This window comes from uncultured Leifsonia sp., assembly GCF_945957465.1.
GTDB lineage: Bacteria > Actinomycetota > Actinomycetes > Actinomycetales > Microbacteriaceae > Leifsonia.
On the sequence record NZ_CAMFLC010000001.1, the window covers coordinates 190,814 to 213,634 of the forward strand.

The window sequence follows — 22,821 nt, forward strand, 5'->3', positions numbered from 1 at the left end:
ACGGCGCGTTCTCGTGATGGAGGGGATCAGACGAGGATGCCCCGGTCGGTGGGACGGACCGGCGACGGCAACTGCGTCTCCCCTTCAAGATACCGGTCGACGGCGGCTGCCGCTGCCCGGCCCTCTGCGATGGCCCAGACGATGAGCGACTGACCGCGGCCTGCGTCGCCCGCGACGAACACGCCGGCCTCGCTGGTCTGGTAGCCGCCGTCACGGGCCACATTACCCCGGTCGTCGAACGGGAGGCCGAGCTGACCGCTCAGGCCGTCCTGCTCCGGACCGGTGAATCCGAGTGCGAGCAGCACCAGGTCGGCCGGGATCTCGCGCTCGGTTCCGGCTTTCGGCACACGTCGGCCGTCGAGGTATTCGGTCTCGGCGACGCGCAGTGCCCGGACCTCGCCGAACTCGTTCGCGAGGAACTCGACGGTCGATGCGAGGTACTCGCGTGCACCGCCCTCTTCGTGCGCGCTCTGCACCTCGAACAGCGTCGGGGTCATCGGCCACGGCTGGTGCGGCGGGCGCTCCGACGGAGGCTGCTTGCCGATCGCGAGGTTGGTCACGCTCGCGGCGCCCTGGCGGTGCGCCGTGCCGATGCAGTCGGCGCCCGTGTCGCCGCCGCCGAGGACGACCACGTGCTTGCCGTCCGCGGTGATCTGATCGGCGATCTGGTCGCCGGCGCCCGCCTTGTTCTGCTGGACGAGGTACTCCATCGCGAAGTGCACACCCGCGAGGTCTCGACCCGGGATCGGGAGGTCGCGCGGCACCATCGCACCGGTCGCCACCACCACGGCGTCGTAGCGCGCGCGGAGGTCGTCCCACGCGATGTCGACGCCGATGTTGACGCCGGCGCGGAACCGCGTGCCCTCGGCCATCATCTGGTTCAGACGCGCCTCAAGGTGCTTCTTCTCCATCTTGAAGTCCGGGATGCCGTAGCGCAGCAGGCCGCCGATGCGGTCGTCACGCTCGTACACGGCGACCGTGTGACCGGCGCGGGTCAGCTGCTGGGCGGCGGCGAGGCCCGCAGGGCCGGAACCGACGACCGCGACGGTCTTGCCGGTGAGCCGCTCCGGGGGATGCGGCTGCACCCAGCCGTTCTGCCAGGCCTGGTCGATGATCGACACCTCGACCTGCTTGATCGTCACCGCAGGCTGGTTGATGCCGAGCACGCACGACGACTCGCACGGCGCCGGGCACAGCCGCCCGGTGAACTCGGGGAAGTTGTTGGTCGCGTGCAGGCGCTCGATGGCCTGGCGGCCCTCCCCGCGCCACATCAGGTCGTTCCACTCCGGGATCAGGTTGCCGAGGGGGCAGCCCTGGTGGCAGAACGGCACGCCGCAGTCCATGCACCGGCCGGCCTGGCGGCGCAGCTGGGCGGGGTCGCCCGCCTCGTAGACCTCTTTCCAGTCCATGAGCCGGACCGAGACCGGTCGGCGCTTGGGGAGCTCGCGCTCCGTCGTCTTCAAGAAACCCTTGGGATCAGCCACCGGTCACCTCCAGAATCCGGTTCCACACAATGTCGCCGTCGGGGTCGAGACCCTCGTCGACGGCCTCCTGCCGCATCTGCAGCACGGCCGCGTAGTCGCGCGGGAGCACCTTGACGAACTTCGCGACGGTGTCGTCGAAGTCCGCGAGCATCCGGTCGGCCAGGGCCGAGCCGGTCTCAGCTCGATGCTGCTCCAGCAGATCGCGAACGATCTCGATGTCGGCGCTGCCGAGCGGGAGGAGTTCCAGCTCCCCGCTGGCGAGCGCCTCGCGGTTGACGCGCTCGTCCTTCAGCTCGTACACGTACGCGGTTCCACCCGACATGCCGGCGCCCAGGTTGCGCCCGGTGCCGCCCAGGATGACCGCGAGGCCTCCCGTCATGTACTCGAGCGCGTGGTCGCCGACGCCCTCCACGACCGCCGTCGCGCCGGAGTTGCGGACCAGGAAGCGCTCGCCCACGATGCCGCGGATGAACATGCTGCCCTGCGTCGCGCCGTAGCCGATCACGTTCCCGGCGATGACGTTCCGCTCGGCGGGGAAGACGCTGCCCTGCGGCGGCCGCACGATGATCTGGCCGCCCGAGAGCCCCTTGCCGACGTAGTCGTTGGAGTCGCCCTCCAGGCGCAGTGTGATGCCGGCCGGGAGGAATGCACCGAGCGACTGGCCGGCGGAACCGGTGAGCGTGATGTCGATGGTGCCGGTGGGCAGGCCGTTCTCGCCGTGGCGCACGGTCACCTCGTGGCCGAGCATGGTGCCGACCGCCCGCTCGGTGTTCCGGATGGGCAGGGACAGCGAGAGCGTGGCACCGTTCGCCCCGGGGTGCTCCGCGGAGAGCACGTCGTGCGCCGCCTGGATGAGCTGGTTGTCGAAGTGCTCGTCCAGCTCGTGGTCCTGTGCGCGGCCGTTCTTGCGTGGCGCGCTCTCCGGGAACTCCGGACCGCGCAGGATCGGGGTCAGGTCCATGCCCGACGCCTTCCAGTGCTCGATGGCACGGTCGGCGTCGAGCAGCTCGGCGTGGCCGATCGCCTCGTCGAGACTGCGGAAGCCGAGTTCGGCGAGGTACTCGCGCACCTCCTGGGCGATGAACTCGAAGAAGTTCACGACGAACTCCGGCTTGCCCGAGAACCGGGAGCGCAGCTCCGGGTTCTGCGTGGCGACGCCCACCGGGCAGGTGTCGAGGTGGCACACGCGCATCATGATGCAGCCGGAGACGACGAGCGGGGCGGTCGCGAAGCCGAACTCCTCCGCGCCGAGCAGGGCACCGACGATCACGTCGCGGCCGGTCTTCAGCTGGCCGTCGACCTGCACGACGACGCGCTCGCGCATGCCGTTGAGCATGAGTGTCTGCTGCGTCTCGGCGAGGCCGAGCTCCCACGGCGTGCCCGCGTGCTTGAGCGAGTTGACCGGGGAGGCGCCGGTTCCGCCGTCGTGGCCGGAGACCAGGATGACGTCGGCGAGGGCCTTGGCCGTTCCGGCCGCGACCGCGCCGATGCCCGATTCGCTCACGAGCTTGACGTGCACCCGCGCCTGCGGGTTGGCACGCTTCAGGTCGAAGATCAACTGCTTGAGATCCTCGATCGAGTAGATGTCGTGGTGCGGCGGCGGCGAGATGAGACCGACGCCGGCGGTCGCGTGCCGGGTGCGGGCGACCCACGGGTAGACCTTCGTGGGCGGCAGCTGACCGCCCTCGCCGGGCTTCGCGCCCTGGGCGAGCTTGATCTGGATATCGTCGGCGTGCGTCAGATACATGGACGTGACACCGAACCGGCCGGAGGCGACCTGCTTGATCGCGCTGCGGCGCTCCGGGTCGAGCAGACGGTCGAGGTCCTCGCCGCCCTCCCCGGTGTTGGACTTGGCGCCCAGCCGGTTCATCGCGATCGCAAGCGTCTCGTGCGCCTCCTTGGAGATCGAGCCGTAGCTCATCGCGCCGGTGGAGAACCGCTTGACGATCGACTCGACCGGCTCGACCTCGTCGATCGGCACGGCGGGACGCGTGCCGGTCTTGAGCGCGAACATGCCGCGCAGCGTCATGAGCGACTCGGCCTGGTCGTCCACCAGCTTGGTGTACTCGCGGAAGATGTCGTAGCGGCGTGTGCGCGTGGAGTGCTGCAGCCGGAAGACGGTCTCCGGGTTGAACAGGTGCGGGGCGCCGTCGCGACGCCACTGGTACTCGCCGCCTGTCGCAAGACGCTCGTGGGCGACGATGGCGCCCTCCGCCGGATACGCGCTGCTGTGCCGAGCGAGGTTCTCGGCCGCGATCACCTCGATGCCGATGCCGCCGAGCTTGCTCGTCGTGCCGGTGAAGTACTCGTCGACGAACTCCTGGCTGAGGCCGACGGCCTCGAACGCCTGGGCGCCGGCGTACGACGACACCGTCGAGATGCCCATCTTGGACATGATCTTGAGGACGCCCTTGCCGAGAGCCTTGATCACGTTCTTGACGGCCTTCTCGGGCGAGACGGAGGTGATCATCCCGCTGCGAACCAACTCCTCGCAGGTCTCCATCGCAAGGTAGGGGTTGATCGCCGACGCGCCGTAACCGATGAGCAGCGCGACGTGGTGCACTTCACGCACGTCGCCTGCCTCCACGATCAGGCCCACCTTCATGCGGTTCTCCGCGCGGATCAGGTGATGGTGCACGGCGGCCAGCATGAGGAGCGACGGGATCGGCGCCAGGTCTTTGGTGGAGTCGCGGTCGCTCAGGACGATGAACTGCGCTCCGGCCTCGATGGCCTCGTCGACCTCGTCGCACATCTCCGCCAGCCGGCGCTTCAGCGCGTCGGGACCGGCCTCGAAGCGGTACAGACCGCGCACGGTCGTCGTGAGCCTGCTGCCGGGCCGCGGGTCGATGTGCTGGATCTTCGCGAGCTCGTCGTTGTCGATGACCGGGAAGTCCAGGACGACCTGGCGGGCGTGCTCCGGTCCGGCCGTGAGCAGGTTGCGCTCGGGGCCGAGGCCGAGCTTCATGGTCGTGACGACCTCTTCGCGGATGGAGTCCAACGGCGGGTTGGTGACCTGCGCGAACTGCTGCGTGAAGTAGTCGAACAGCAGCCGCGGGCGCTCCGAGAGCACGGCGACGGGCGTGTCCGAGCCCATCGCGCCGAGCGGCTCCGCGCCGTTCGTGGCCATCGGCTTAAGGAGGATGCGGACCTCCTCCTCCGTGTAGCCGAAGGTGCGCTGGCGGCGCGTGATGGAGGCCGGGGTGTGCACGATGTGCTCGCGCTCCGGCAGGTCTTTGAGGTTGATGCGGCCCTCGTCGAGCCACTCGCCGTACGGCGCACCGGCGGCGAGCTCCGATTTGATCTCGTCGTCTTCGATGAGTCGCCCGGCGACGGTGTCGACCAGGAACATGCGGCCGGGACGCAGCCGGCCCTTGCGGACGACCCTGCTGGGCTCGATGTCGAGCACACCGATCTCCGAGGCGAGCACCACGAGGCCGTCGTTGGTCACGACGTACCGGCCGGGGCGCAGACCGTTGCGGTCCAGGGTCGCGCCCACGAGGGAGCCGTCGGTGAAGACGATGGCGGCGGGCCCGTCCCACGGCTCCATGAGCATCGAGTGGTACTCGTAGAAGTCGCGGCGGACCGGGTCGATCTCGGTCTGGTTCTCCCACGCCTCCGGGACCATCATCATCACCGCGTGCGGCAGCGAGCGGCCGGTGAGCGAGATGAGCTCCACGACCTCGTCGAACGACGCGGAGTCGGACGCCCCGGGCGTCACGATCGGGAGGACGGGAGCCAGGTCGCCGAGGAGCTCGCTCTCGAGCTGCGACTGACGCGCGCGCATCCAGTTGCGGTTGCCCTGCACCGTGTTGATCTCGCCGTTGTGGGCGATCATCCGGAACGGCTGCGCGAGCGGCCAGGACGGGAAGGTGTTGGTCGAGTAGCGCGAGTGCACCAGGGCCAGCTTGGAGGCGAACCGCTGGTCGGAGAGGTCGGGGTAGAACGGCTCCAGTTGGAGGGTCGTCACCATCCCCTTGTAGACCATCGTGCGGCTCGACAGCGACGAGAAGTAGAGGTCGAGCTCGCGCTCCGCGCGCTTGCGCAGGAAGAACGTGAGGCGGTCGAGAGCGATCCCGCCGAGCGGCTCCCCGCGCTCGTCGAGGCGCGTGCTCGACACGAACAGCTGCTCGATGACCGGCATCGCCGCGCGCGCCAGGTTGCCGAGCTCGTCCGGGCGCACCGGCACCGGGCGCCAGCCCAGAACGGTCAGGTCGTGCTCCCCCGCGATCTGCGCGATGGCGGACTTGATCCGCTCGCGCTCGTCGGCGTCCGCCGGGAGGAACGCGTTGCCGACGGCGAAGCGACCCGCGCCCGGCAGGTCGAAGCCGGAGACGGCGCGCAGGAAGGCGTCGGGGACCTGGGTGATGATGCCGGCGCCGTCGCCCGTTCCGGCGTCGGAGCCGACCGCGCCGCGGTGCTCCAGGTGTCGCAGCGCTTCGAGCGCCGCGTCGATGATGTCGTGCCCGGCGGTTCCGCGCAGCGTCGCGACCATGGCGAGGCCACAGGCGTCCTTCTCGGACGCGGGGTCGTAGAGACCCTGCTTGCCGGGAACCATGCTGAACCGGGTATGGGGAGGCGTGAGCGCCATATGTCGACCGTCCTCACAGTGTCGTGGATGTGGGGATTGGAGTGCGGGGACGCCTTCGGCCCGTTGCTGGGAGGATTCCGCCGCTGTTGCGCCGGGCTTGTGTGCGGCCCGGGACGTCCGTGCGGTCAGATGATGGTTACGGGATCGCCTCGACGGGTGTGTGCCTTGACGGGTGTGTGAGAATGCCGCGTTGTCATGAGCCGACGGAGGTCATCCGTTCGACGGGCTTGTGGCCTTGGCTCCTGCGGACGCGGTGGGCTCCCCGTCGCCATCGACGAAGTCCTCGTCATCCGAGTCCGTGTCGTCAGAGTCTACCTCAGCATCCGGGCGAACCCATTCACGACCCGGAGCGTAGACGCTGGGCTCCAGCCCGGGGTGGCGCCGGGACTGCACGATGAAGAGCACGATGCCCACCACGACGGCCGCGAAGGCGGCCCACACGTTGCTCTGGATGCCGAGGAACGAGAACTCGCTCGGGTCGATGCGGATCGACTCCAGGTACGACCGGCCCAGGCCGTACCAGACGAGGTAGACGGCAAGCGACTTGCCCCACTGCAGACGGAACTTCCGCTCGAGGAACAGGATGACGACGACGCCGATGACGTTCCAGATGATCTCGTAGAGGAACAGCGGCTGGAACAGCGTGTTGTCGGGCAGTCCGACCGGGATCGCCTTGTTGCCCGCGTCGATCTGCAGGCCCCAGGGCAGGTTGGTCGGCAGTCCGAACAGCTCCTGGTTGAAGTAGTTGCCCAGTCGGCCGATCGCCTGAGCGAGCAGCAGCGCGGGAGCCAGGGCGTCTGCGACGCTCCAGAACCGCAGGCCGCTGATGCGGCAGGCGATCCAGATGCCGACGGCGCCGCCGATCAGCGAGCCGAAGATGGCGTTGCCGCCCTCCCAGATCGCGAACACGTTCCAGAGGTTCGCGCCCGGGTAGAAGTAGTCGGTCGGATGGGTGAACACGTGGTAGAGCCGCGCACCGATGATGCCGAGGACGACGGCCCAGAGCAGGATGTCGAGGATCACCCCCGGCTCCGCACCGCGCTTGGTGAGGCGGCGGGAGGTCCAGAGGGCCGCGACCACGATGCCGATCAGGATCATGATGGCGTAGGTCTGGATGCGCCAGTGCAGGCCGAAGATGTCGATCGGGATCTGCTGCCACTCGGGCCCCGGGCTCGGGATGCTGGCAACCCAGCTGCTCATCGTCGCGACCACGCGATGACTACCTTTCGTGTCCTTTGGAGTCCGGCGCCGAGCGGCGCACGGCCTCCAGTCTAGATGCAGGTCTGCGATGCCACCGACCCGCGGGAAGCGGCGAAGCGCCGGCGTCAGGCAGAGGCGCCTTGCCGGGCCGTACCCGCCGCGAGCTCGGCCGCGACGCGGCCGGCCCGGGCGACCCCGCCGTCGGCGAGGGCCTTGACGAGCGCGGATCCGACGATCGCTCCGTCGGCGTATTCGAGCACCTCCGCGACCTGGGCCGCGCTGGAGATCCCGAGCCCGACGCACGTGCTCGTCGCACCCGCGTCGCGCAGCCGTGCGACCAGCGTGCGCGCAGCGGTGTCCACGTCGCTGCGGGCGCCGGTGATGCCCATCGTGGAGACCGCGTAGACGAAGCCGCGGCTGTTCGCGATGGTCGAGCGGAGGCGCTCATCCGTCGAGGACGGCGCGGCGAGGAACACCCGGTCGAGGCCGGTGCGATCGGAGGCCGCGAGCCAGTCCGCGCCCTCGTCGGGGATGAGGTCGGGGGTGATGAGCCCGGCGCCGCCCGCCGCGAGCAGATCGTCGGCGAAGCGGTCGACTCCGTACTGCAGTACGGGGTTCCAGTAGGTCATGACCAGAACCGGGATGTCGACGCGCTCGGTGATCTCGCGCACCGCGGTGAAGCCGTCGCGCAGGCGGAATCCGTTCGAGAGCGCCTGTTGCGTCGCAGCCTGGATGACCGCGCCGTCCATCACCGGATCGGAGTAGGGCAGGCCCAGCTCGATGACGTCGACCCCGTTCTCGGCGAGGGCGACGGCGGCGTCGATGCTGGTCTGCAGGTCGGGGAAGCCCGCCGGCAGATAGCCGATGAGCGCGCCGCCCGCCTCGGCGTTCCGACGCGCGATGGTGTCTGCCACGCGGCTCACGACTGCACGGCTCCTTCGTCGATCAGGCCGAAGTAGCGTCCGGCGGTCTCCATGTCTTTGTCGCCGCGGCCGCTGAGGTTCACGAGCACGATGCCCTCGGGGCCGATCTCCTTGCCGAGCTCGAGCGCGCCGGCCAGGGCGTGCGCCGACTCGATGGCCGGGATGATCCCCTCGGTGCGGCTGAGCAGGCGCAACGCCTCCATGGCGTCGGCGTCGGACACCGGACGATACTCGGCACGGCCGATCTTCGCCAGCCAGGCGTGCTCCGGGCCGACTCCCGGATAGTCGAGGCCGGCCGAGATCGAGTGCGACTCGATCGTCTGCCCGTCCTCGTCCTGGAGCAGCATGCTGCGCGCACCGTGCAGGACGCCCGGTCGCCCCTTGGTGATGGTCGCGGCGTGTCGGGGAGTCTCCGCCCCCTCGCCACCGGCCTCGAAGCCGACCAGGCGCACGTCTTCGTCGTCGAGGAAGGCGTGGAAGATCCCCATGGCGTTGGAGCCGCCGCCGACGCACGCCGCGACGGCGTCGGGAAGCCGGCCCGTGAGTGCGAGGACCTGCTCGCGGGCCTCCTCGCCGATGATCTTCTGGAGGTCGCGCACCATCTCGGGGAACGGGTGCGGACCTGCGACCGTGCCGAAGATGTAGTTGGTGTCCTCGACGTTGGTGACCCAGTCGCGCATCGCGTCGTTGATCGCGTCCTTGAGGGTGCGCGATCCGGTCTTCACGGCCACGACCTCGGCGCCGAGCAGCCGCATGCGTGCGACGTTCAGCGCTTGGCGCTCGGTGTCGACCTCGCCCATGTAGATCGTGCACTCGAGGCCGAAGAGCGCGGCGGCGGTCGCCGTCGCGACGCCGTGCTGGCCCGCACCGGTCTCGGCGATGACGCGGGTCTTGCCGATGCGCTTGGTGAGGATGGCCTGGCCGAGCACGTTGTTGATCTTGTGCGAGCCGGTGTGGTTCAGGTCCTCGCGCTTGAGGATGACCCGGGCGCCCCCGGCATGCCGTGCGAAGCGCGGCACCTCGGTGATGATGCTCGGGCGTCCGGTGTAGCTGCGGTGCAACTCGTCGAGCTCCGCGCGGAACGCGGGGTCGGCTTTGGCCTCCTCCCACGCCACGGTGAGCTCGTCGAGGGCGGCGACGAGCGACTCGGGCACGAAACGCCCGCCGAACTCGCCGAAGTAGGGTCCGTGTTCAGAACGAAGGGACATCAGTCTCCCAGGAACTCGCCGAGCGTGGCGATCGGGTCGCTCGTGACGAGCGCCTCGCCGACGAGCACGACATCCGCGCCCGCCGCTCGGTAATGCGCGACATCGTCGGCCGACTTCACAGCCGACTCCGCCACGCGGATGACGCCGGACGGGTAACGGTCGGCCAGGCGGCCGAACAGGTCCCGGTCCAGCTCGAACGTCGAGAGGTTGCGCGCGTTCACGCCCACCAGCGTCGCACCGGTGTCGAACGCGCGACTCAGCTCGTCCTCGGTGTGCGCCTCGACCAGGGCGGTCATGCCCAGCTCCGAGATGAGGCCGTGCAGCTCCACCAGGCGGTCCTGGTCGAGCGCGGCGACGATCAGCAGCACCAGGTCGGCGCCCGCTGCGCGAGCCTCGAACACCTGGTACGGGTCGGCGACGAACTCCTTGCGGAGCACGGGCAGCGACACGGCGGCGCGCACGGCCTCCAGGTCGGCGAGCGAACCCTTGAAGCGGCGTTCCTCGGTGAGGACGCTGATCGCGCTCGCCCCGCCCCTCTCGTAGAGCGCTGCGAGTGCGGCGGGATCGGGGATCGTCGCGAGATCGCCGCGCGACGGGCTCGCGCGCTTGACTTCGGCGATGATCCTCACCCGCTCGGCCGGCGCAAGAGCCGCCACCGCGTCGATGGCCGGCTCGCGGGCTGCCGCAGCGGCTTCGACCACCGCGAGCGGACGCTCGGCGCGTCTCCGGTCCGCATCCTCGAGCGCGCCGGCGACGAGGTCGGCGAGCACGGGTTAGTGGCCCTTCGGCTGGTACTTGGAGCCGCCCACTCCGTAGCCCGCGCGCTTCATGATCCAGCCGACGATCAGACCGATCACGGCGAGACCAGCCGACAGCCAGACGATGATCGGAGCGTCGAAGAAGAAGGCGACGGCTCCGATCGCGAAGGCGATCAGCATGATGATCACGGCCGTCCACGCCGCGGGCGAATGACCGTGGCCTGGGTCGACTGACTCGGTGCTCATGGGACTCCTGCACGTCGGGTGCGCCGCTCCGGCCCGCTCGGCCTCGACCGGTCGGGCAGGGATGGCGCACGATTTGTGGATCGCGACCAGTCTAGTGGCTCAGCGCGTGGGATCGTCGCCGCGGCTCAGCTCGTCCCAGCTGTCGATCGCGGTGTCGCGGTCGAGCGCGGTGGGTTCGTCAGGCGCGTCGCCGTCGGCCGTCGCGCGGGCCTCCGCGTCGTCACCGGCGGCGCCTGGCGCCGGCTCCTCGAGGCGGTCGTCGGACGCCAGCTCCGCGATCGCATCCTCGGCCGATCGGCCGTCCTCCCCGGCGAATCGCGCCTGGTAGCGCCGGGACGGGCCGGGCCACGCGCGCACGAAGACGATAGCGGCGATGGCCGCGATCACGACGAGCACCCCGCCGACGACGGCCGGCCAGGGCCAGAACTCCGTGGCCGTGCTGTCGACGAGCCTGCGCAGCGAGGCCTCCCCCGCGACGCCCGTCGCCGAGGTGATCGAGCCGCTCGCCGCCCGCAGCGGATCGGCCACCACGGCAAGAGCCGAGTAGACGATCGAGACACCCAGAAGAACGCCCAGGATCGACAGGACCACGCGGAAGGCCGGTCCCGCTATCGCGAGCGCCGCTGTCAACGCCAGCCCGGCCAGCGAGAGCGCCGTGAGAGCGGGTGCGGCGGCCGAACCGGCCACCGTGACCGTCTCGGCGTGGTTCGCGACGTCTTTGACATGGATCTCGAACCAGGTCTGCGTCGCCGAGAGCAGTCCGAGCCCGCTGCCGACGACGAGGGCGAGGAGCGTCAGATACTTGACACGGCGGTTCTCAGTCCGCACCCTGCACCCGTCTCATCCCGTTCGCGACCGCGACCGCGCGAAGCGGCGCCGCCGCCTTGTTCCGCGACTCCTGGAACTCCAGAAGCGGCACGGAGTCGGCTACGAGGCCGCCCCCCGCCTGGACCCGCGCGACTCCGCCCATGATGGTCGCCGTGCGGATCGCGATGGCCAGATCCGCGTCGCCCGCGAAGTCGAAGTACCCGATCACTCCCCCGTAGACGCCGCGCTGAGCCGGTTCGAGCTCGTCGATGATCCGCAGCGCCATCGGCTTCGGAGCGCCGGAGAGCGTGCCGGCGGGGAACGTCGCGCGGAAGACATCGATCGCACCCGCATCCGGGAGCAGGTCGCCCTCCACCGACGAGACGATGTGCATGATGTGGCTGAACCGTTCGACCCGCATGAACTCGGTCACCTCGACGCTGCCCGCCGAACAGACCTTGAGCAGGTCGTTGCGTGCGAGGTCGACGAGCATGAGGTGCTCGGCGCGCTCCTTGTCGTCGGCCAGCAGCGAAGCCTCCAGATCCAGATCCTCTTCCGGCGTCGCACCGCGCGGGCGCGAACCGGCGATGGGATGCGTGAACGCCCGACCCTCCTGCACCTTCACCAGCGCCTCGGGCGAGGAGCCCACGATCTGGTACGGCTCGCCGTCCGGGCGTTCCAGGGACAGCAGGTACATGTAAGGGCTCGGGTTCAGCGAACGCAGCACCCGGTAGACGTCGAGGGCGGAGGCGGTGCATTCGAGCTCGAAGCGCTGCGAGATGACCACCTGGAAGATGTCGCCGTCGACGATCCGCTCCTTGGCGGTCTCGACCGACGCCAGGAAGTCCTCCTCCCGGGTGCGCGAAACAGGCCGCCCGGTCGCGGCGAGGTCGACGTCGGCCAGCCAGGCCTCCGACGGCTGCGCCAGTTCGGTCTGCATGCGGTCGAGTCGCTCCTGCGCGTCCTCCCACAGCGAGTCGGCGTCGTGCTCACCGTCGGCGAGTGCGTTGGCGATGAGCTTGACCGTGCCGGACCGGTGGTCGATCACGACCAGGTCGGCGACGAACGCCATGGCCTGGCCGGGCACGTCGTAATCGGCCGGCGGCCGCTGCGGCAGCCGCTCCAGCTGGCGCACGGCCTCCCAGCCGATGAAGCCCACCAGACCGCCGGTCAACGGCGGCAGACCCGGGATGCGCGGGGTGCTCCACCGCTCGTGCAGGGCCGCGAGGGCGTCGAGCGGCCGGCCGGCCGCCTCCGCACCGAGCGCGCGCCGCGCCGAGAGCCCGTAGTCGAGCCAGCGCACGTCGTCGCCGTCCTGGGTCAGCATCCCGAACGAGGCCGCGCCGACGAACGAGAACCGCGACCAGATGCCGCCCTGCTCCGCGGACTCCAGCAGGAACGTGCCCGGCCGCCCCGCCGCGAGCTTGCGATAGATTCCGACGGGCGTCTCCCCGTCGGCGAAGAGCTCCCGGACGACCGGGACCACCCGGTGCTCGGCGGCCAGGGCGCCGAACTCCTCCCGCCCTGTCGTGCCGCCCGCTGTCGCGATCACAGGTCGGACCCCATCTCGGCCGCGAGGCGCGCGCCCTCGGAATCGGCCACCACGGGCTCCAGCACGTCCGCGTCGAAGCACGTGCGCGTGCCGGTGTGACAGGCCGCCCCGATCTGCTCGACCGTCACCAGCAGCGTGTCGCCGTCGCAGTCCAGCGCGGCACCCTTGACGTACTGCACGTGGCCGGAGGTGTCTCCCTTGCGCCAGTACTCCCGCCGCGAGCGCGACCAGAACGTGACTCGGCCCTCGGTGAGCGTGCGGCGCACGGCCTCGGCGTCCATCCAGCCCATCATGAGAACCTCGCGCGAGTCCCACTGCTGGATGACGGCGGGGACCAGCCCGGCGTCACTGAACCGGATCCGGCCGATCACCTCGTCGGCGGCGGTCATGAGCGCACCTCCAGACCTGCTTCGCGCAGCTCGTTCTTCACATCATCGATGGTCATCTCACCCGAGTGGAACACGCTCGCCGCCAGCACCGCGTCGGCGCCCGCGTCGATCGCGGGCACGAAGTCGGTGACGGAGCCCGCGCCGCCCGAGGCGATGACCGGCACTCGGCTGATCGCGCGCATCTCACGGATGAGCTCCAGGTCGAAGCCTTCTTTGGTGCCGTCGGCGTCGATCGAGTTCACCAGGAGCTCCCCCGCTCCCAGCTCGATCGCGCGCTGCGCCCACTCGAGCGCGTCGATACCGGTCTCGGTCCGGCCGCCGTGCGTGGTGACCACGAAGCCGGACGGGGTGCCGGCGGAACGCTTGACGTCGAGGGACAGCACGAGGACCTGCGCGCCGAACCGTCCGGCGATCTCCGCCACCAGCTCGGGTCGGGCGATCGCGGCCGAGTTGACGCCCACCTTGTCCGCGCCGCTGCCCAGCAGCTTCGCGACGTCTTCCGGACTGCGCACCCCGCCGCCGACGGTCAACGGGATGAAGACCTGCTCCGCCGTCGCGCGCACCACGTCGTAGGTCGTCGACCGGTCGTCGACCGTCGCCGTCACATCGAGGAACGTCAGTTCGTCCGCGCCCTGCTCGAAGTACCGGCGGGCCAGCTCGACCGGGTCGCCCTGATCGCGGAGGTTCTGGAAGTTGACTCCCTTGACGACGCGTCCGGCGGCCACGTCGAGACACGGGATGACCCGGACCGCGACGCTCATCAGATCCGCGCCGCGTGGATCGGGGTGACCAGGATCGCGCGCGCCCCCAGCTCGTAGAGGTCGTCCATCACCTGGTTGGTGCTGTCACTCTTGATCATCACCCGGACCGCCACCCAGTCGGGTTCGCCCAGAGGCGACACGGTGGGCGACTCGACGCCCGGGGTCAGCGCGACGGCCCGCTCGAGCAGCGCGACGGGGAGGTTGTAGTCGACCAGCACGTACTGCCGGGCCACCATGACGCCCTGCAGGCGGCGCAGGAGCGTGTCGACACCGGTCGCCGGGGACGGCGACGACACCAGCACGGCCTCCGACTCGAGGATCACCGGTCCGAAGATCTCCAGACCCTGCTTGCGCAGCGTGGAGCCCGTCTCGACGACGTCGGCCACCGCATCCGCCACACCCAGTCGCACCGCGGACTCCACGGCGCCGTCGAGCTTGATCAGCGCCGCGTCCACGCCGTTGTCGGCGAGGAACTGCCCCACCAGCCCCGGGTAGCTCGTTGCGACGCGTTTGCCTTCGAGGTCGGCGAGGTCGGTGCACGCCCCGGCCGGCCCCGCGAATCGGAACGTCGAGGCGGCGAAGTCGAGCGCGGCGATCTCGGCGGCGGGCGAACCGGAGTCGATCAGCAGGTCGCGGCCGGTGATCCCCACGTCGAGCGCGCCGGAGCCGACATAGGTCGCGATGTCGCGGGGGCGGAGGTAGAAGAACTCCACGCCGTTGCGCGGGTCGGCGACGATGAGCTCCTTGGGGTCGCGGCGACCGTGGTAGCCGGCCTCATGGAGCATCTGCGCCGCAGTCTCGGAAAGGGAGCCCTTGTTGGGGACGGCGATCTTCAGCATGCGTTGTGGCTTTCGTGACGTGACGGACGGAGGCACTGATCTGCGGACCGGTGACGGTCGTCAGAGATGTCGGTACACGTCGGCCGGAGTGAGGCCCTTGGCGATGAGCAGCACCTGCAGGTGGTACAGCAGCTGCGAGATCTCCTCGGCGGCGGCTTCGTCGGATTCGTATTCCGCGGCCATCCAGACTTCGGCGGCCTCCTCCACGATCTTCTTTCCGATGGCGTGCACGCCCGCGTCCAGCTCGCGAACCGTCCCGGAGCCTTCCGGGCGGGTCTCGGCCTTCTCGCTGAGCTCGGCGAAGAGGTCGTCGAAGGTTTTCACCGTTACAGCGTACTAGTCGCCGAGCAGCGCCTGCTGACGCGCCTCCGACGGCCCGGCGGCCAGCGCGCGCCGATGTGCTAATGTCGGCAGGTCTCATCTGACATATTCCATTCGACAAGGAGGTCCCAATGGAACCGATTCGCCGCCGATTCTGGCCGCTGGTGCTCTGCTGGGTGATCGTCGCCCTCGACGGCTTCGACCTGGTGGTGCTCGGCACGGTCATCCCCACGCTTCTCAGCACCCGCGAGCTGGGCTTCGACGCCCCTGCTGCGACCGCCGTCGCGACCGTCGGCCTGGTGGGCGTCGGAGTCGGCGCCCTCACCGTGGGGCCGCTGGCCGACCGCTACGGCCGACGGCTGTGCCTGCTGCTCTGCGTGACCGTCTTCTCCGTGCTCACGCTCGCCATCGTCATCGCGCCGAACCTCTTCGTGTTCGGGCTCCTGCGCGTGCTGGCGGGGCTGGCGCTGGGCGCCTGCCTGCCCGTCACCATCGCGTACGTCACCGATCTGATGCCGCGCGAGCGCGCGGGCAGAGCGACCACGCTGACGATGACCGGCTATCATGCCGGCGCGGTGCTGACCGCGCTTCTCGCGCTCGCGGTGATCCCCGACTGGCGCCTGCTGTTCGCGATCGGCGGCGTAGCCGGGCTGGTCACCGTCCCGCTCATCCGGCTCGCGCTGCCGGAGGAACGGCGCGGCCGTCAGGGCGAGGAGCGACCGACCGTGCGCCGGCTGGTGGAGCGCCGCTACCTGACCATCAGCATCGGCGTGTGGGCGGCCTCCTTCATGGGTCTGCTGCTGGTCTACGGACTCAACACGTGGCTCCCCCAGCTGATGCGCGACGCCGGCTACGGCTCCACCGACTCGCTCGGCCTGCTGCTGGTCCTGAACGCGGGTGCGGTCACCGGCCTGGTCCTCGCGGGGGTCGTCGCCGACCGCTCCGGGACCAAGCGGGTGGCGATGGCCTGGTTCGCGCTGTCCGCTGTGCTGCTCGCGTTCCTCAGCATCCGGCTGGAGGACGTCGCGATGCTCTACGTCGCGGTCTTCGTCACCGGCGTCTTCGTGTTCTCCGCGCAGGTGCTCGTGTATGCCTTCGTCACGCAGCTGTACCCGCCGGAGATCCGGAGTACGGCGCTCGGCTTCGCCGCGGGCATCGGGCGGCTCGGCGCGATCGTCGGGCCCGCGATCACCGGGACACTCGTCTCGCTCGGCTTCGCCTACCCCGGCGGGTTCTACGTCTTCGCCGCGACCGCGCTGCTCGCGGTCGGTGCGCTCGCGATCATCCCCTCCCGGACACGGGCGAAGGCCGAGACCGCGGACGATCCCGTCATCGCGGCGCGGTGAGTCCGGCCGACGAGATCAGCCGAGGAGGTCAGGGGCGGACACCCACTAGTGCCCGTGGCCGGCCGCCGCGGCCCGCAGGGCGGCGATCCGCTCGGCCGGCTCGCCCCGGAAGACGCTGGAGCCCGCGACGAAGGTGTCGGCGCCGTTCTCTGCCGCGGTGACGATCGTCTCCTCCGTGATGCCGCCGTCGACCTGCAGCCAGACATCGAGCCCGCGCGCCGCGACGGCGTCGCGCAGCGATCGCAGCTTCGGCATCGTCTCGACCATGAACGACTGACCGCCGAAACCCGGTTCGACCGTCATGACCAGGACCTGATCGAACTCGGGGAGCAACTCGAGATAGCCTTCGGCGGACGTGCCGGGCTTGAGCGCGATCCCGGCTCGCGCTCCGATCGCCCGCAACCGCCGCGCGAGCGCGACGGGGTCGGCCGCCGCCTCCGCATGGAACGTCACCGAGTGCGCCCCGAGCTCGGCGTACCCCGGCGCCCACCGGTCCGGATCATCGATCATGAGATGCACGTCGAGCGGGATCGGACTGACGTCCTGGATGCGGCCCACCATCTGCGGGCCGAAGGTCAGATTGGGGACGAAGTGGTTGTCCATGACATCGACGTGCACGAGGTCGGCCGCGGCGATGCTCCGGATGTCCCGCTCCAGGTTCACGAAGTCGGCCGCCAGGATGCTCGGGTTGATACGCGTCGCCATGTCCCCAGCCTATTGGGCGGCCCGGCACCGGGGCGGCCGGATGGTCGGTGCGGCTGCGCTAGTGGGCGTCCGCCTTCACGAGCACGGCGATGAACATCGCGTCGGTGAGGTGACGGTGCGGCCAGAGCTGCACCAGCTGCGGATCGCCCGCCAGATCGAGCCGCTCGCTCGCGACCGACTGCACGATGTCGGCGCTCTCGCCGGAACTCAGCACTCCTCGATGCCGATCGAGGGCATCCGCGACGACGGAGCGCGTCTCGGCCACGTGCGGCGAGCAGGTCACATAGACGAGCAGGCCTCCCGGCTTCAGCGCCGCCACGGCCGAATCGACCAGGCGCGCCTGGAGCGCGGTCAGCTCCGCGACGTCCCGTGGGGTCTTGCGCCAGCGCGCCTCCGGTCGGCGCCGCAGAGCGCCGAGGCCGGTGCAGGGCGCGTCGAGCAGGATGCGGTCGAACGCCTCCGGCTCGCTGCGGCCGACCTCGGTTCCGTCGCGCTCCCACACTGTCACGTCCAGCGGGACGGCGGCGAGGGCCCGGCGCACGAGCTCGGCCCGGGCCGGCACCACCTCGTTGGCGACGAGCGAGGCTCCCCCTGCCAGCGCCTCCGCCGCGAGCAAGGCGGCCTTGCCGCCCGGGCCCGCGCACAGATCGAGCCAGCGTTCGCCCTGCTCCACCGGTCGGGCGCGCGTCAGCGCGAGCGCTGCGAGCTGGGACCCCTCGTCCTGAACGCGAAGCCGGCCTTCCGCGGCGGTCACGAGACCCTGCGGGTCACCGCCGCCCGCGGTGAAGCCGACCGGCGAGAAGCGGTCCGGTCGCGCCTCGCTCGGCGGCTCGGTGAGACCCGGCAATGCCACCATGTTGACGCGGGGCGCGGTGTTGTCGGCCTCCAGCAGGGCCTCCAGTTCGTCACCGCGTCCCTCGGCCTCGAGGGACCGGTGGAAGGCCCGGACGATCCACGCCGGGTGGGAGGTGAGGGCGGCGAACCGCTCGTCCTCGTTCTTCGCGTCGGCCAGCACGCGCTCGCGCCACTCCTCAGGCGTCGAGCGGCCGATCTCGCGCAGCACGCCGTTGACGAAGCCGGTGCCCGAGCGGCTGCCGACCTGCCGTGCGAGCGCGACGGCCTCGTTGACCGCGGCGTGCGACGGCACGCGCGTCGATAGAAGCTGGTGGGCTCCGAGCCGCAGCACGTCGAGCAGCGGAGGATCGATCCGGTCGACGGGGCGCCCCGCCGCACGAACGATCACCCGGTCGTAATACCCCTGCATCCGCAGGGTGCCGTAGGTCAGCTCCGTGGCGAGGGCCGCATCGGCCGGGGACAGGCCGGCGCGCGCGATGCGACCGGGAAGCAGGAGGTTGGCGTAGGCGTCGGACTCCCGGACCGCCGAGATCACGTCGTACGCGACGCGCCGGGACGGCTGGACCCTGGTGCGGTCGTTCACGAGAGCACCGCCGATCCCCCGGCGCCGCGCCACCAGTCGGCGGCGGCCATCGCCCGCTTGCCCGCCGGCTGCACGGTGATGAGCTCGAGCGGCGTGGTTCCCGTGCCCACCTCGATCCGTCCGTGGGTCTCCGCGACCACCCCGGGCGGAAGGGACAGGCCGTCGGCCGGACGGGCGGCGTGCACCTTGAAGCGCTCGCCGTCGAGCAGCACCCAGGCGCCCGGCTCGGGCGTCACGCCGCGCAGCCGGGCGAAGACCTCATCGACCGGCAGAGTCAGGTCCAGGTGCGCATCGTCGATCGTGAGCTTGGGCGCGAGCACCGGATCCCCGGTCTGCGGCACCGCGACGGCTGTGCCGTCCGCGATGTCCGACACGGTCTCGGCGAGCAGCTCCGCCCCGTCCCGGGCGAGCGATTCGAGGAGCGCGCCGGCGGTCGCATCGGCTGGGATCGGCCGGCGGAGCTGTGCGAAGACATCACCGGCGTCGAGCGCGGCGACCAGCTGGAACACGGCGGCGCCGGTCTCGGTGTCGCCGGCCATCACCGCGCGCTGGACGGGCGCGGCGCCGCGCCAGCGCGGCAGCAGGGAGAAATGCAGGTTCACCCAGCCCAGCCGGGGCGTGGACAGCAGCGGCTCGCGGACCAGTCCGCCGTACGCGACGATCACACCCAGATCGGGCTCGAGATCGGCGACTTGACGGGTGACTTCGTCTCCCAGCCGGTTGGCTTTGATGACCGCGAGGCCGAGACCGGCCGCCGCCTCGGCGACGGGCGACGGAGTCAGCACCCGTTTGCGCCCGAGCGGCGCGTCCTCCCGGGTGATGACGGCCGCGAGCTCGAATCGCTCGGCGAGGGCGGTGAGTGAGGGGACGGCGACGGCGGGCGTGCCGGCGAAGACGAGTCGCATAGCAAGGTTCTTTCGGTCTGGTCAGCGTCCGAGTCTACCCGCGCGGAGGATCGCCCGCGCGTGACGAGGAGCGACCGCGATCAGAGGATCTCCGGGTCGTCGAAGCGGACCCGGAGAGCCGGCGCCGGCCGGTAGCCCGCGCGCCCGGCTGGTGCCCGGCGTCGCTGGGTCGCGTTGCGCACGACCGCCGCGCGCACGGCCGCCGCGACCTCGGCACCGCGGGAGTACTCGAACCGGAGGATCGCACGCACCGCCTTCTCGTCCACTTCAGCCGGGCCGAGCACGTCGATCAGGATGCCGGGGTCGACGGCCTCCAGCACCGCGCGCACAGCGGACTCGGCACCGGTGACGGACGCGAGTCGCACAGCGGGCGGGAAGCGCAGCTGACGCCGGTCGGCCAGTTCTTCGCGGGCGAAATCGACCAGCCGGTCGGTGGCGAAATCACGCGCGAGGTCTCCGGACACACCGACGAGCAGCGTCGGCGCTCCGGGGGCCGCCAGCACCGCAGCGCTGGTCCACCAGCGCAGGCAGTCCTCGGCGACGTGCAGCGTCTCCCGTGCGAGCATCCGCTCGCCGTCGAGTAGGAGGACTGCCTGGTACCCGCCCTCCGCGATGGGCTCGGCGCCACGGGTGGCGACGACCAGCGCGGGCGACGCAGCGACCCGCAGCACCGGATGGTCGCCGTCCGCCAGGATCACCCGGGTGCCGGGGAACGCGCGGCCCAGTTCCTCCGCCGTACGGCCGGAGCCCGGCGTGACCGTCCGCAGCTTCGTGTGCTCGCAGCGCGTGCAGCGCCACCCGGTGGCCAGGGCCCCGCACCACCCGCACGACGCCGTCGCACCCGCACGGCGCTGGCCGAGCGGACCCGTGCACTTCGCGCACCGGGCGGCCTGGCCGCAGTGGGCGCACGCCAGCACCGGCCGATAGCCCGGCCGGGCGACCTGCACGAGCACCGGACCGCGCGGTCTGCCGTTCTCGCCGCTGAGTGCCTCCTGCGCCGCACGCCAGGCGGACGACGGGATGCGCGCCGCCCGCGCCGCCGGTTCGGACGCGCTCTGGTTGGCCGTCAGCACGACCTTCGGCGAATACGCCCGCTCGGGTCCGACGTCATGCAGCCAGCCGAGCTCCACCAGACGCTGAGCCTCCACGCTCCGTACCAGGCCGCTCAGGACGAGCGCACAGCCCTCCAGTTCCTGACGGACCAGCGCGGCGTCCCGGGCGTGGACGTACGGGCTCAGCGGCTCCGCGAGCAGGGGATCGCTGTCCTCCCAGACCACGATGAGGCCCAGGCGGCGTGCGGGGGCATAGACGACTGAACGGTTCCCGATGACGATCCGCGCGCCCGAGAGCGCCGCCAGGAAGCCCTTGTAGCGATCCGGATTCGACTGGGAGGCGTCGGCGCGGACGACCGCCTCAGCCGGGGCGATCGCCCCGAGGGCCGCCGCCAGTTGGTCGAGATCGCGGTGATCGGGGACGGCGACGATCGCGGTGCTTCCCTGCCTCCAGGTCGCCATGGCGAGTGCCGCGAGGGTCACCGCCCACTCGCCCACCCAGGTTCCGTCGGGGAGTCGGCTGAGGCGCGGGATGGGGCGCAGTGCGAGCCGCTCCCCCGCCGCGATCGCGGCCTCCAGCACACCGCTCCGATAGCCGCGCACCGGGAAGGCCGGCACCGCGGACGCTGCGCCTGCCGCGTGCCCCGCATGCTCCGGAGGAACGGATGCGGCGTCGCCGGACGGCTGCTGCGAGGCGAGCCAGGCCTTCTCGACGCGCACCATGCGTGCGGGCACCGCGAGGCGCAGGATGTCGCTGGCCGTGCCCGCACTGCGGTCGGCGAGGCGACGGGCGAGCCTCCAGACCGGGTCGGTCAGCACGGGAACGGGCGACACGACCGCCTCGATCGGGCTCAGGCTGCCGGAGAAGGCCGCATCCGGCTCGGCGAGCTCCACGACGAACCCGTCGGCCACCCTGCCCGCCGAACGGAGCGGGACGCGCACACGGACTCCCGGTGCCACCTGCCCTGACAGCTCTTCCGGCACGCGGTAGTCGAACAGGTGGTCGAGCTGCGGCAGCGGCGAGTCGAGGACGACGCGGGCGACCGGCGCGGCCGCCTCCACGTCAGAGCCCTGCGGCGGAACGCAGGTCGTCGACGCGGTCCAGCCGCTCCCAGGTGAAGTCGGGGAGATCGCGGCCGAAGTGGCCGTAGGTCGCCGTCTGCGCGTAGATCGGCCGGAGCAGGTCGAGGTCGCGCACGATCGCGGCGGGGCGGAGGTCGAAGACCTCGCGAATCGCGCGGATGATGCGCTCGTCGGGAACCGTGCCGGTGCCGAACGACTCCACGTACAGGCCGACGGGGGCCGCCTTGCCGATCGCGTACGCCACCTGCACCTCGAGACGGTCGGCGAGACCCGCGGCGACCGCGTTCTTGGCGACCCAGCGCATGGCGTAGGCCGCCGAGCGGTCGACCTTCGACGGGTCTTTGCCCGAGAAGGCGCCTCCGCCGTGCCGGCTCGCGCCGCCGTACGTGTCGACGATGATCTTGCGGCCGGTGAGCCCGGCGTCGCCCTTGGGACCGCCGATCTCGAAGCGGCCGGTCGGGTTGATGAGCGTGCGGATGTGCGCGGTCTCGAGGCCGGCTGCGTGCATCACCGGGGCGATGACCTCTTCGACCACCTCGGCCTGGAGCTGCTCGCTGGACACGCGCGGCGCGTGCTGGGTGGACAGGACGACGGTCTCGACCGAGCGCGGCGTGTAGCCCTCGTAGCCGATCGTCACCTGGGTCTTGCCGTCGGGGCGGAGGTAGTCGAGCGTGCCGTCTTTGCGGACGGCGGCGAGTCGCTCGGCCAGCCGGTGCGCCAACCAGATCGGCAGCGGCATGTATTGCGGGGTCTCCGTCGTCGCGAAGCCGAACATGATGCCCTGGTCGCCGGCGCCCTGGCGATCGAGATGGTCGACGCTCTGCTCGGCACGCGTCTCGAGAGCGTTGTCGACGCCCTGCGCGATGTCGGGAGACTGGGCGCCGATCGAGACCGAGACACCGCACTGGGTGCCGTCGAAACTCACGTCCGACGAGTCGTAGCCGATCTCGACGATCTTCTCGCGAACCAGGGCCGGGATCTCCACGTAGCCGTTGGTCGTCACCTCGCCCGCGACGTGCACCAGCCCGGTCGTGACCAGGGTCTCCACGGCCACCCGGCTGCTCGGGTCGACGGCGATCAGTGCGTCGAGGATGCTGTCGGAGATCTGGTCGCAGATCTTGTCCGGGTGACCCTCGGTGACCGACTCGGACGTGAAAAGGCGCAGATCTGCCATTGTTCTCCTTGATCGCGGGGACGAGGGCGGTGCCCGGGATGC

The 22,821-nt window shown here is 70.8% G+C and carries 19 protein-coding genes; 1 reads left to right on the forward strand and 18 read right to left on the reverse strand.

The genetic code is table 11. The features are described from left to right. Positions 1 to 26: 26 nt before the first annotated feature. From Q0Q23_RS00860 to Q0Q23_RS00920, 13 genes are all read right to left on the reverse strand, one after another. A complete protein-coding gene (locus Q0Q23_RS00860; RefSeq protein ID WP_295117843.1) occupies positions 27 to 1,484 on the reverse strand; it encodes a glutamate synthase subunit beta in 1,458 nt (485 codons plus the stop codon). Then, positions 1,477 to 6,072 carry a glutamate synthase large subunit gene (gene gltB, locus Q0Q23_RS00865; protein ID WP_295117846.1) on the reverse strand — a complete coding sequence of 1,532 codons (4,596 nt, stop codon included), beginning with the start codon at positions 6,070 to 6,072 and terminating at the stop codon, positions 1,477 to 1,479. The genes Q0Q23_RS00860 and gltB overlap by 8 nt, the downstream gene beginning before the upstream one ends. Before the next feature lie 210 nt (positions 6,073 to 6,282). Next, the gene (lgt, locus tag Q0Q23_RS00870; RefSeq protein WP_295117849.1) at positions 6,283 to 7,272 is read right to left on the reverse strand and encodes a prolipoprotein diacylglyceryl transferase; all 990 of its coding nucleotides are present in this window, start codon (positions 7,270 to 7,272) and stop codon (positions 6,283 to 6,285) included. 125 nt (positions 7,273 to 7,397) lie between these two features. Then, positions 7,398 to 8,195: a tryptophan synthase subunit alpha gene (trpA, locus tag Q0Q23_RS00875; RefSeq protein WP_295117852.1), complete on the reverse strand. Its 798-nt coding sequence runs from the start codon at positions 8,193 to 8,195 to the stop codon at positions 7,398 to 7,400. Continuing rightward, the gene (gene trpB, locus Q0Q23_RS00880; protein WP_295117855.1) at positions 8,192 to 9,403 is read right to left on the reverse strand and encodes a tryptophan synthase subunit beta; all 1,212 of its coding nucleotides are present in this window, start codon (positions 9,401 to 9,403) and stop codon (positions 8,192 to 8,194) included. Before trpB ends, trpA begins: the two co-directional genes overlap by 4 nt. Further along, complete coding sequence (gene trpC, locus Q0Q23_RS00885) at positions 9,403 to 10,173, reverse strand: indole-3-glycerol phosphate synthase TrpC (RefSeq protein ID WP_295117858.1); 771 nt, start codon at positions 10,171 to 10,173, stop codon at positions 9,403 to 9,405. Before trpC ends, trpB begins: the two co-directional genes overlap by 1 nt. Positions 10,174 to 10,176: 3 nt before the next feature. Next, entirely contained in the window at positions 10,177 to 10,407 is a 231-nt protein-coding gene (locus Q0Q23_RS00890; protein ID WP_295117860.1) for a DUF6704 family protein, read from the reverse strand. A gap of 99 nt (positions 10,408 to 10,506) precedes the next feature. After that, complete coding sequence (locus Q0Q23_RS00895; protein ID WP_295117863.1) at positions 10,507 to 11,235, reverse strand: Trp biosynthesis-associated membrane protein; 729 nt, start codon at positions 11,233 to 11,235, stop codon at positions 10,507 to 10,509. Next, positions 11,225 to 12,766, reverse strand: coding sequence for an anthranilate synthase component I (locus Q0Q23_RS00900; protein WP_295117866.1), 1,542 nt, complete (start codon positions 12,764 to 12,766; stop codon positions 11,225 to 11,227). Before Q0Q23_RS00900 ends, Q0Q23_RS00895 begins: the two co-directional genes overlap by 11 nt. After that, a complete protein-coding gene (gene hisI / locus Q0Q23_RS00905; RefSeq protein WP_295117868.1) occupies positions 12,763 to 13,155 on the reverse strand; it encodes a phosphoribosyl-AMP cyclohydrolase in 393 nt (130 codons plus the stop codon). The genes Q0Q23_RS00900 and hisI overlap by 4 nt, the downstream gene beginning before the upstream one ends. Then, positions 13,152 to 13,916, reverse strand: a complete 765-nt coding sequence (hisF, locus tag Q0Q23_RS00910) for an imidazole glycerol phosphate synthase subunit HisF (protein ID WP_295117871.1) — start codon at positions 13,914 to 13,916, stop codon at positions 13,152 to 13,154. Before hisF ends, hisI begins: the two co-directional genes overlap by 4 nt. After that, complete coding sequence (gene hisG / locus Q0Q23_RS00915) at positions 13,916 to 14,755, reverse strand: ATP phosphoribosyltransferase (protein WP_295117874.1); 840 nt, start codon at positions 14,753 to 14,755, stop codon at positions 13,916 to 13,918. The genes hisF and hisG overlap by 1 nt, the downstream gene beginning before the upstream one ends. Before the next feature lie 60 nt (positions 14,756 to 14,815). Further along, the gene (locus Q0Q23_RS00920) at positions 14,816 to 15,079 is read right to left on the reverse strand and encodes a phosphoribosyl-ATP diphosphatase (RefSeq protein ID WP_295117876.1); all 264 of its coding nucleotides are present in this window, start codon (positions 15,077 to 15,079) and stop codon (positions 14,816 to 14,818) included. A 128-nt stretch (positions 15,080 to 15,207) separates the two neighbouring features. Here Q0Q23_RS00920 and Q0Q23_RS00925 point away from each other — a divergent pair, with 128 nt between their 5' ends. Next, a complete protein-coding gene (locus tag Q0Q23_RS00925; RefSeq protein WP_295117879.1) occupies positions 15,208 to 16,422 on the forward strand; it encodes an aromatic acid/H+ symport family MFS transporter in 1,215 nt (404 codons plus the stop codon). A gap of 45 nt (positions 16,423 to 16,467) precedes the next feature. On the opposite strand, the gene rpe is transcribed toward Q0Q23_RS00925, so the two are convergent. The 5 genes from rpe to metK form a co-directional block, all read right to left on the reverse strand. Next, positions 16,468 to 17,127 carry a ribulose-phosphate 3-epimerase gene (gene rpe / locus Q0Q23_RS00930; RefSeq protein WP_295117882.1) on the reverse strand — a complete coding sequence of 220 codons (660 nt, stop codon included), beginning with the start codon at positions 17,125 to 17,127 and terminating at the stop codon, positions 16,468 to 16,470. Positions 17,128 to 17,185: 58 nt separating this feature from the next. Beyond that, on the reverse strand, positions 17,186 to 18,565 hold the full coding sequence (locus Q0Q23_RS00935) for an RsmB/NOP family class I SAM-dependent RNA methyltransferase (RefSeq protein WP_295117884.1): 1,380 nt from the start codon (positions 18,563 to 18,565) through the stop codon (positions 17,186 to 17,188). Then, positions 18,562 to 19,470: a methionyl-tRNA formyltransferase gene (gene fmt, locus Q0Q23_RS00940; protein ID WP_295117886.1), complete on the reverse strand. Its 909-nt coding sequence runs from the start codon at positions 19,468 to 19,470 to the stop codon at positions 18,562 to 18,564. Before fmt ends, Q0Q23_RS00935 begins: the two co-directional genes overlap by 4 nt. Before the next feature lie 80 nt (positions 19,471 to 19,550). Beyond that, the gene (locus Q0Q23_RS00945; protein ID WP_295117889.1) at positions 19,551 to 21,584 is read right to left on the reverse strand and encodes a primosomal protein N'; all 2,034 of its coding nucleotides are present in this window, start codon (positions 21,582 to 21,584) and stop codon (positions 19,551 to 19,553) included. Between the two features lies 1 nt (position 21,585). Then, positions 21,586 to 22,779: a methionine adenosyltransferase gene (gene metK, locus Q0Q23_RS00950; RefSeq protein WP_295117892.1), complete on the reverse strand. Its 1,194-nt coding sequence runs from the start codon at positions 22,777 to 22,779 to the stop codon at positions 21,586 to 21,588. Positions 22,780 to 22,821 lie beyond the last annotated feature (42 nt).

Coding starts and splice junctions, on each gene's coding strand:
- gltB (WP_295117846.1), bottom strand. CDS start 6,072: ATGGCGCTCACGCCTCCCCATACCCGGTTCAGCATGGTTCCCGGCAAG.
- lgt (WP_295117849.1), bottom strand. CDS start 7,272: ATGAGCAGCTGGGTTGCCAGCATCCCGAGCCCGGGGCCCGAGTGGCAG.
- trpB (WP_295117855.1), bottom strand. CDS start 9,403: ATGTCCCTTCGTTCTGAACACGGACCCTACTTCGGCGAGTTCGGCGGG.
- Q0Q23_RS00890 (WP_295117860.1), bottom strand. CDS start 10,407: ATGAGCACCGAGTCAGTCGACCCAGGCCACGGTCATTCGCCCGCGGCG.
- hisI (WP_295117868.1), bottom strand. CDS start 13,155: ATGACCGCCGCCGACGAGGTGATCGGCCGGATCCGGTTCAGTGACGCC.
- hisF (WP_295117871.1), bottom strand. CDS start 13,916: ATGAGCGTCGCGGTCCGGGTCATCCCGTGTCTCGACGTGGCCGCCGGA.
- hisG (WP_295117874.1), bottom strand. CDS start 14,755: ATGCTGAAGATCGCCGTCCCCAACAAGGGCTCCCTTTCCGAGACTGCG.
- Q0Q23_RS00925 (WP_295117879.1), top strand. CDS start 15,208: ATGGAACCGATTCGCCGCCGATTCTGGCCGCTGGTGCTCTGCTGGGTG.
- rpe (WP_295117882.1), bottom strand. CDS start 17,127: ATGGCGACGCGTATCAACCCGAGCATCCTGGCGGCCGACTTCGTGAAC.
- fmt (WP_295117886.1), bottom strand. CDS start 19,470: ATGCGACTCGTCTTCGCCGGCACGCCCGCCGTCGCCGTCCCCTCACTC.
- metK (WP_295117892.1), bottom strand. CDS start 22,779: ATGGCAGATCTGCGCCTTTTCACGTCCGAGTCGGTCACCGAGGGTCAC.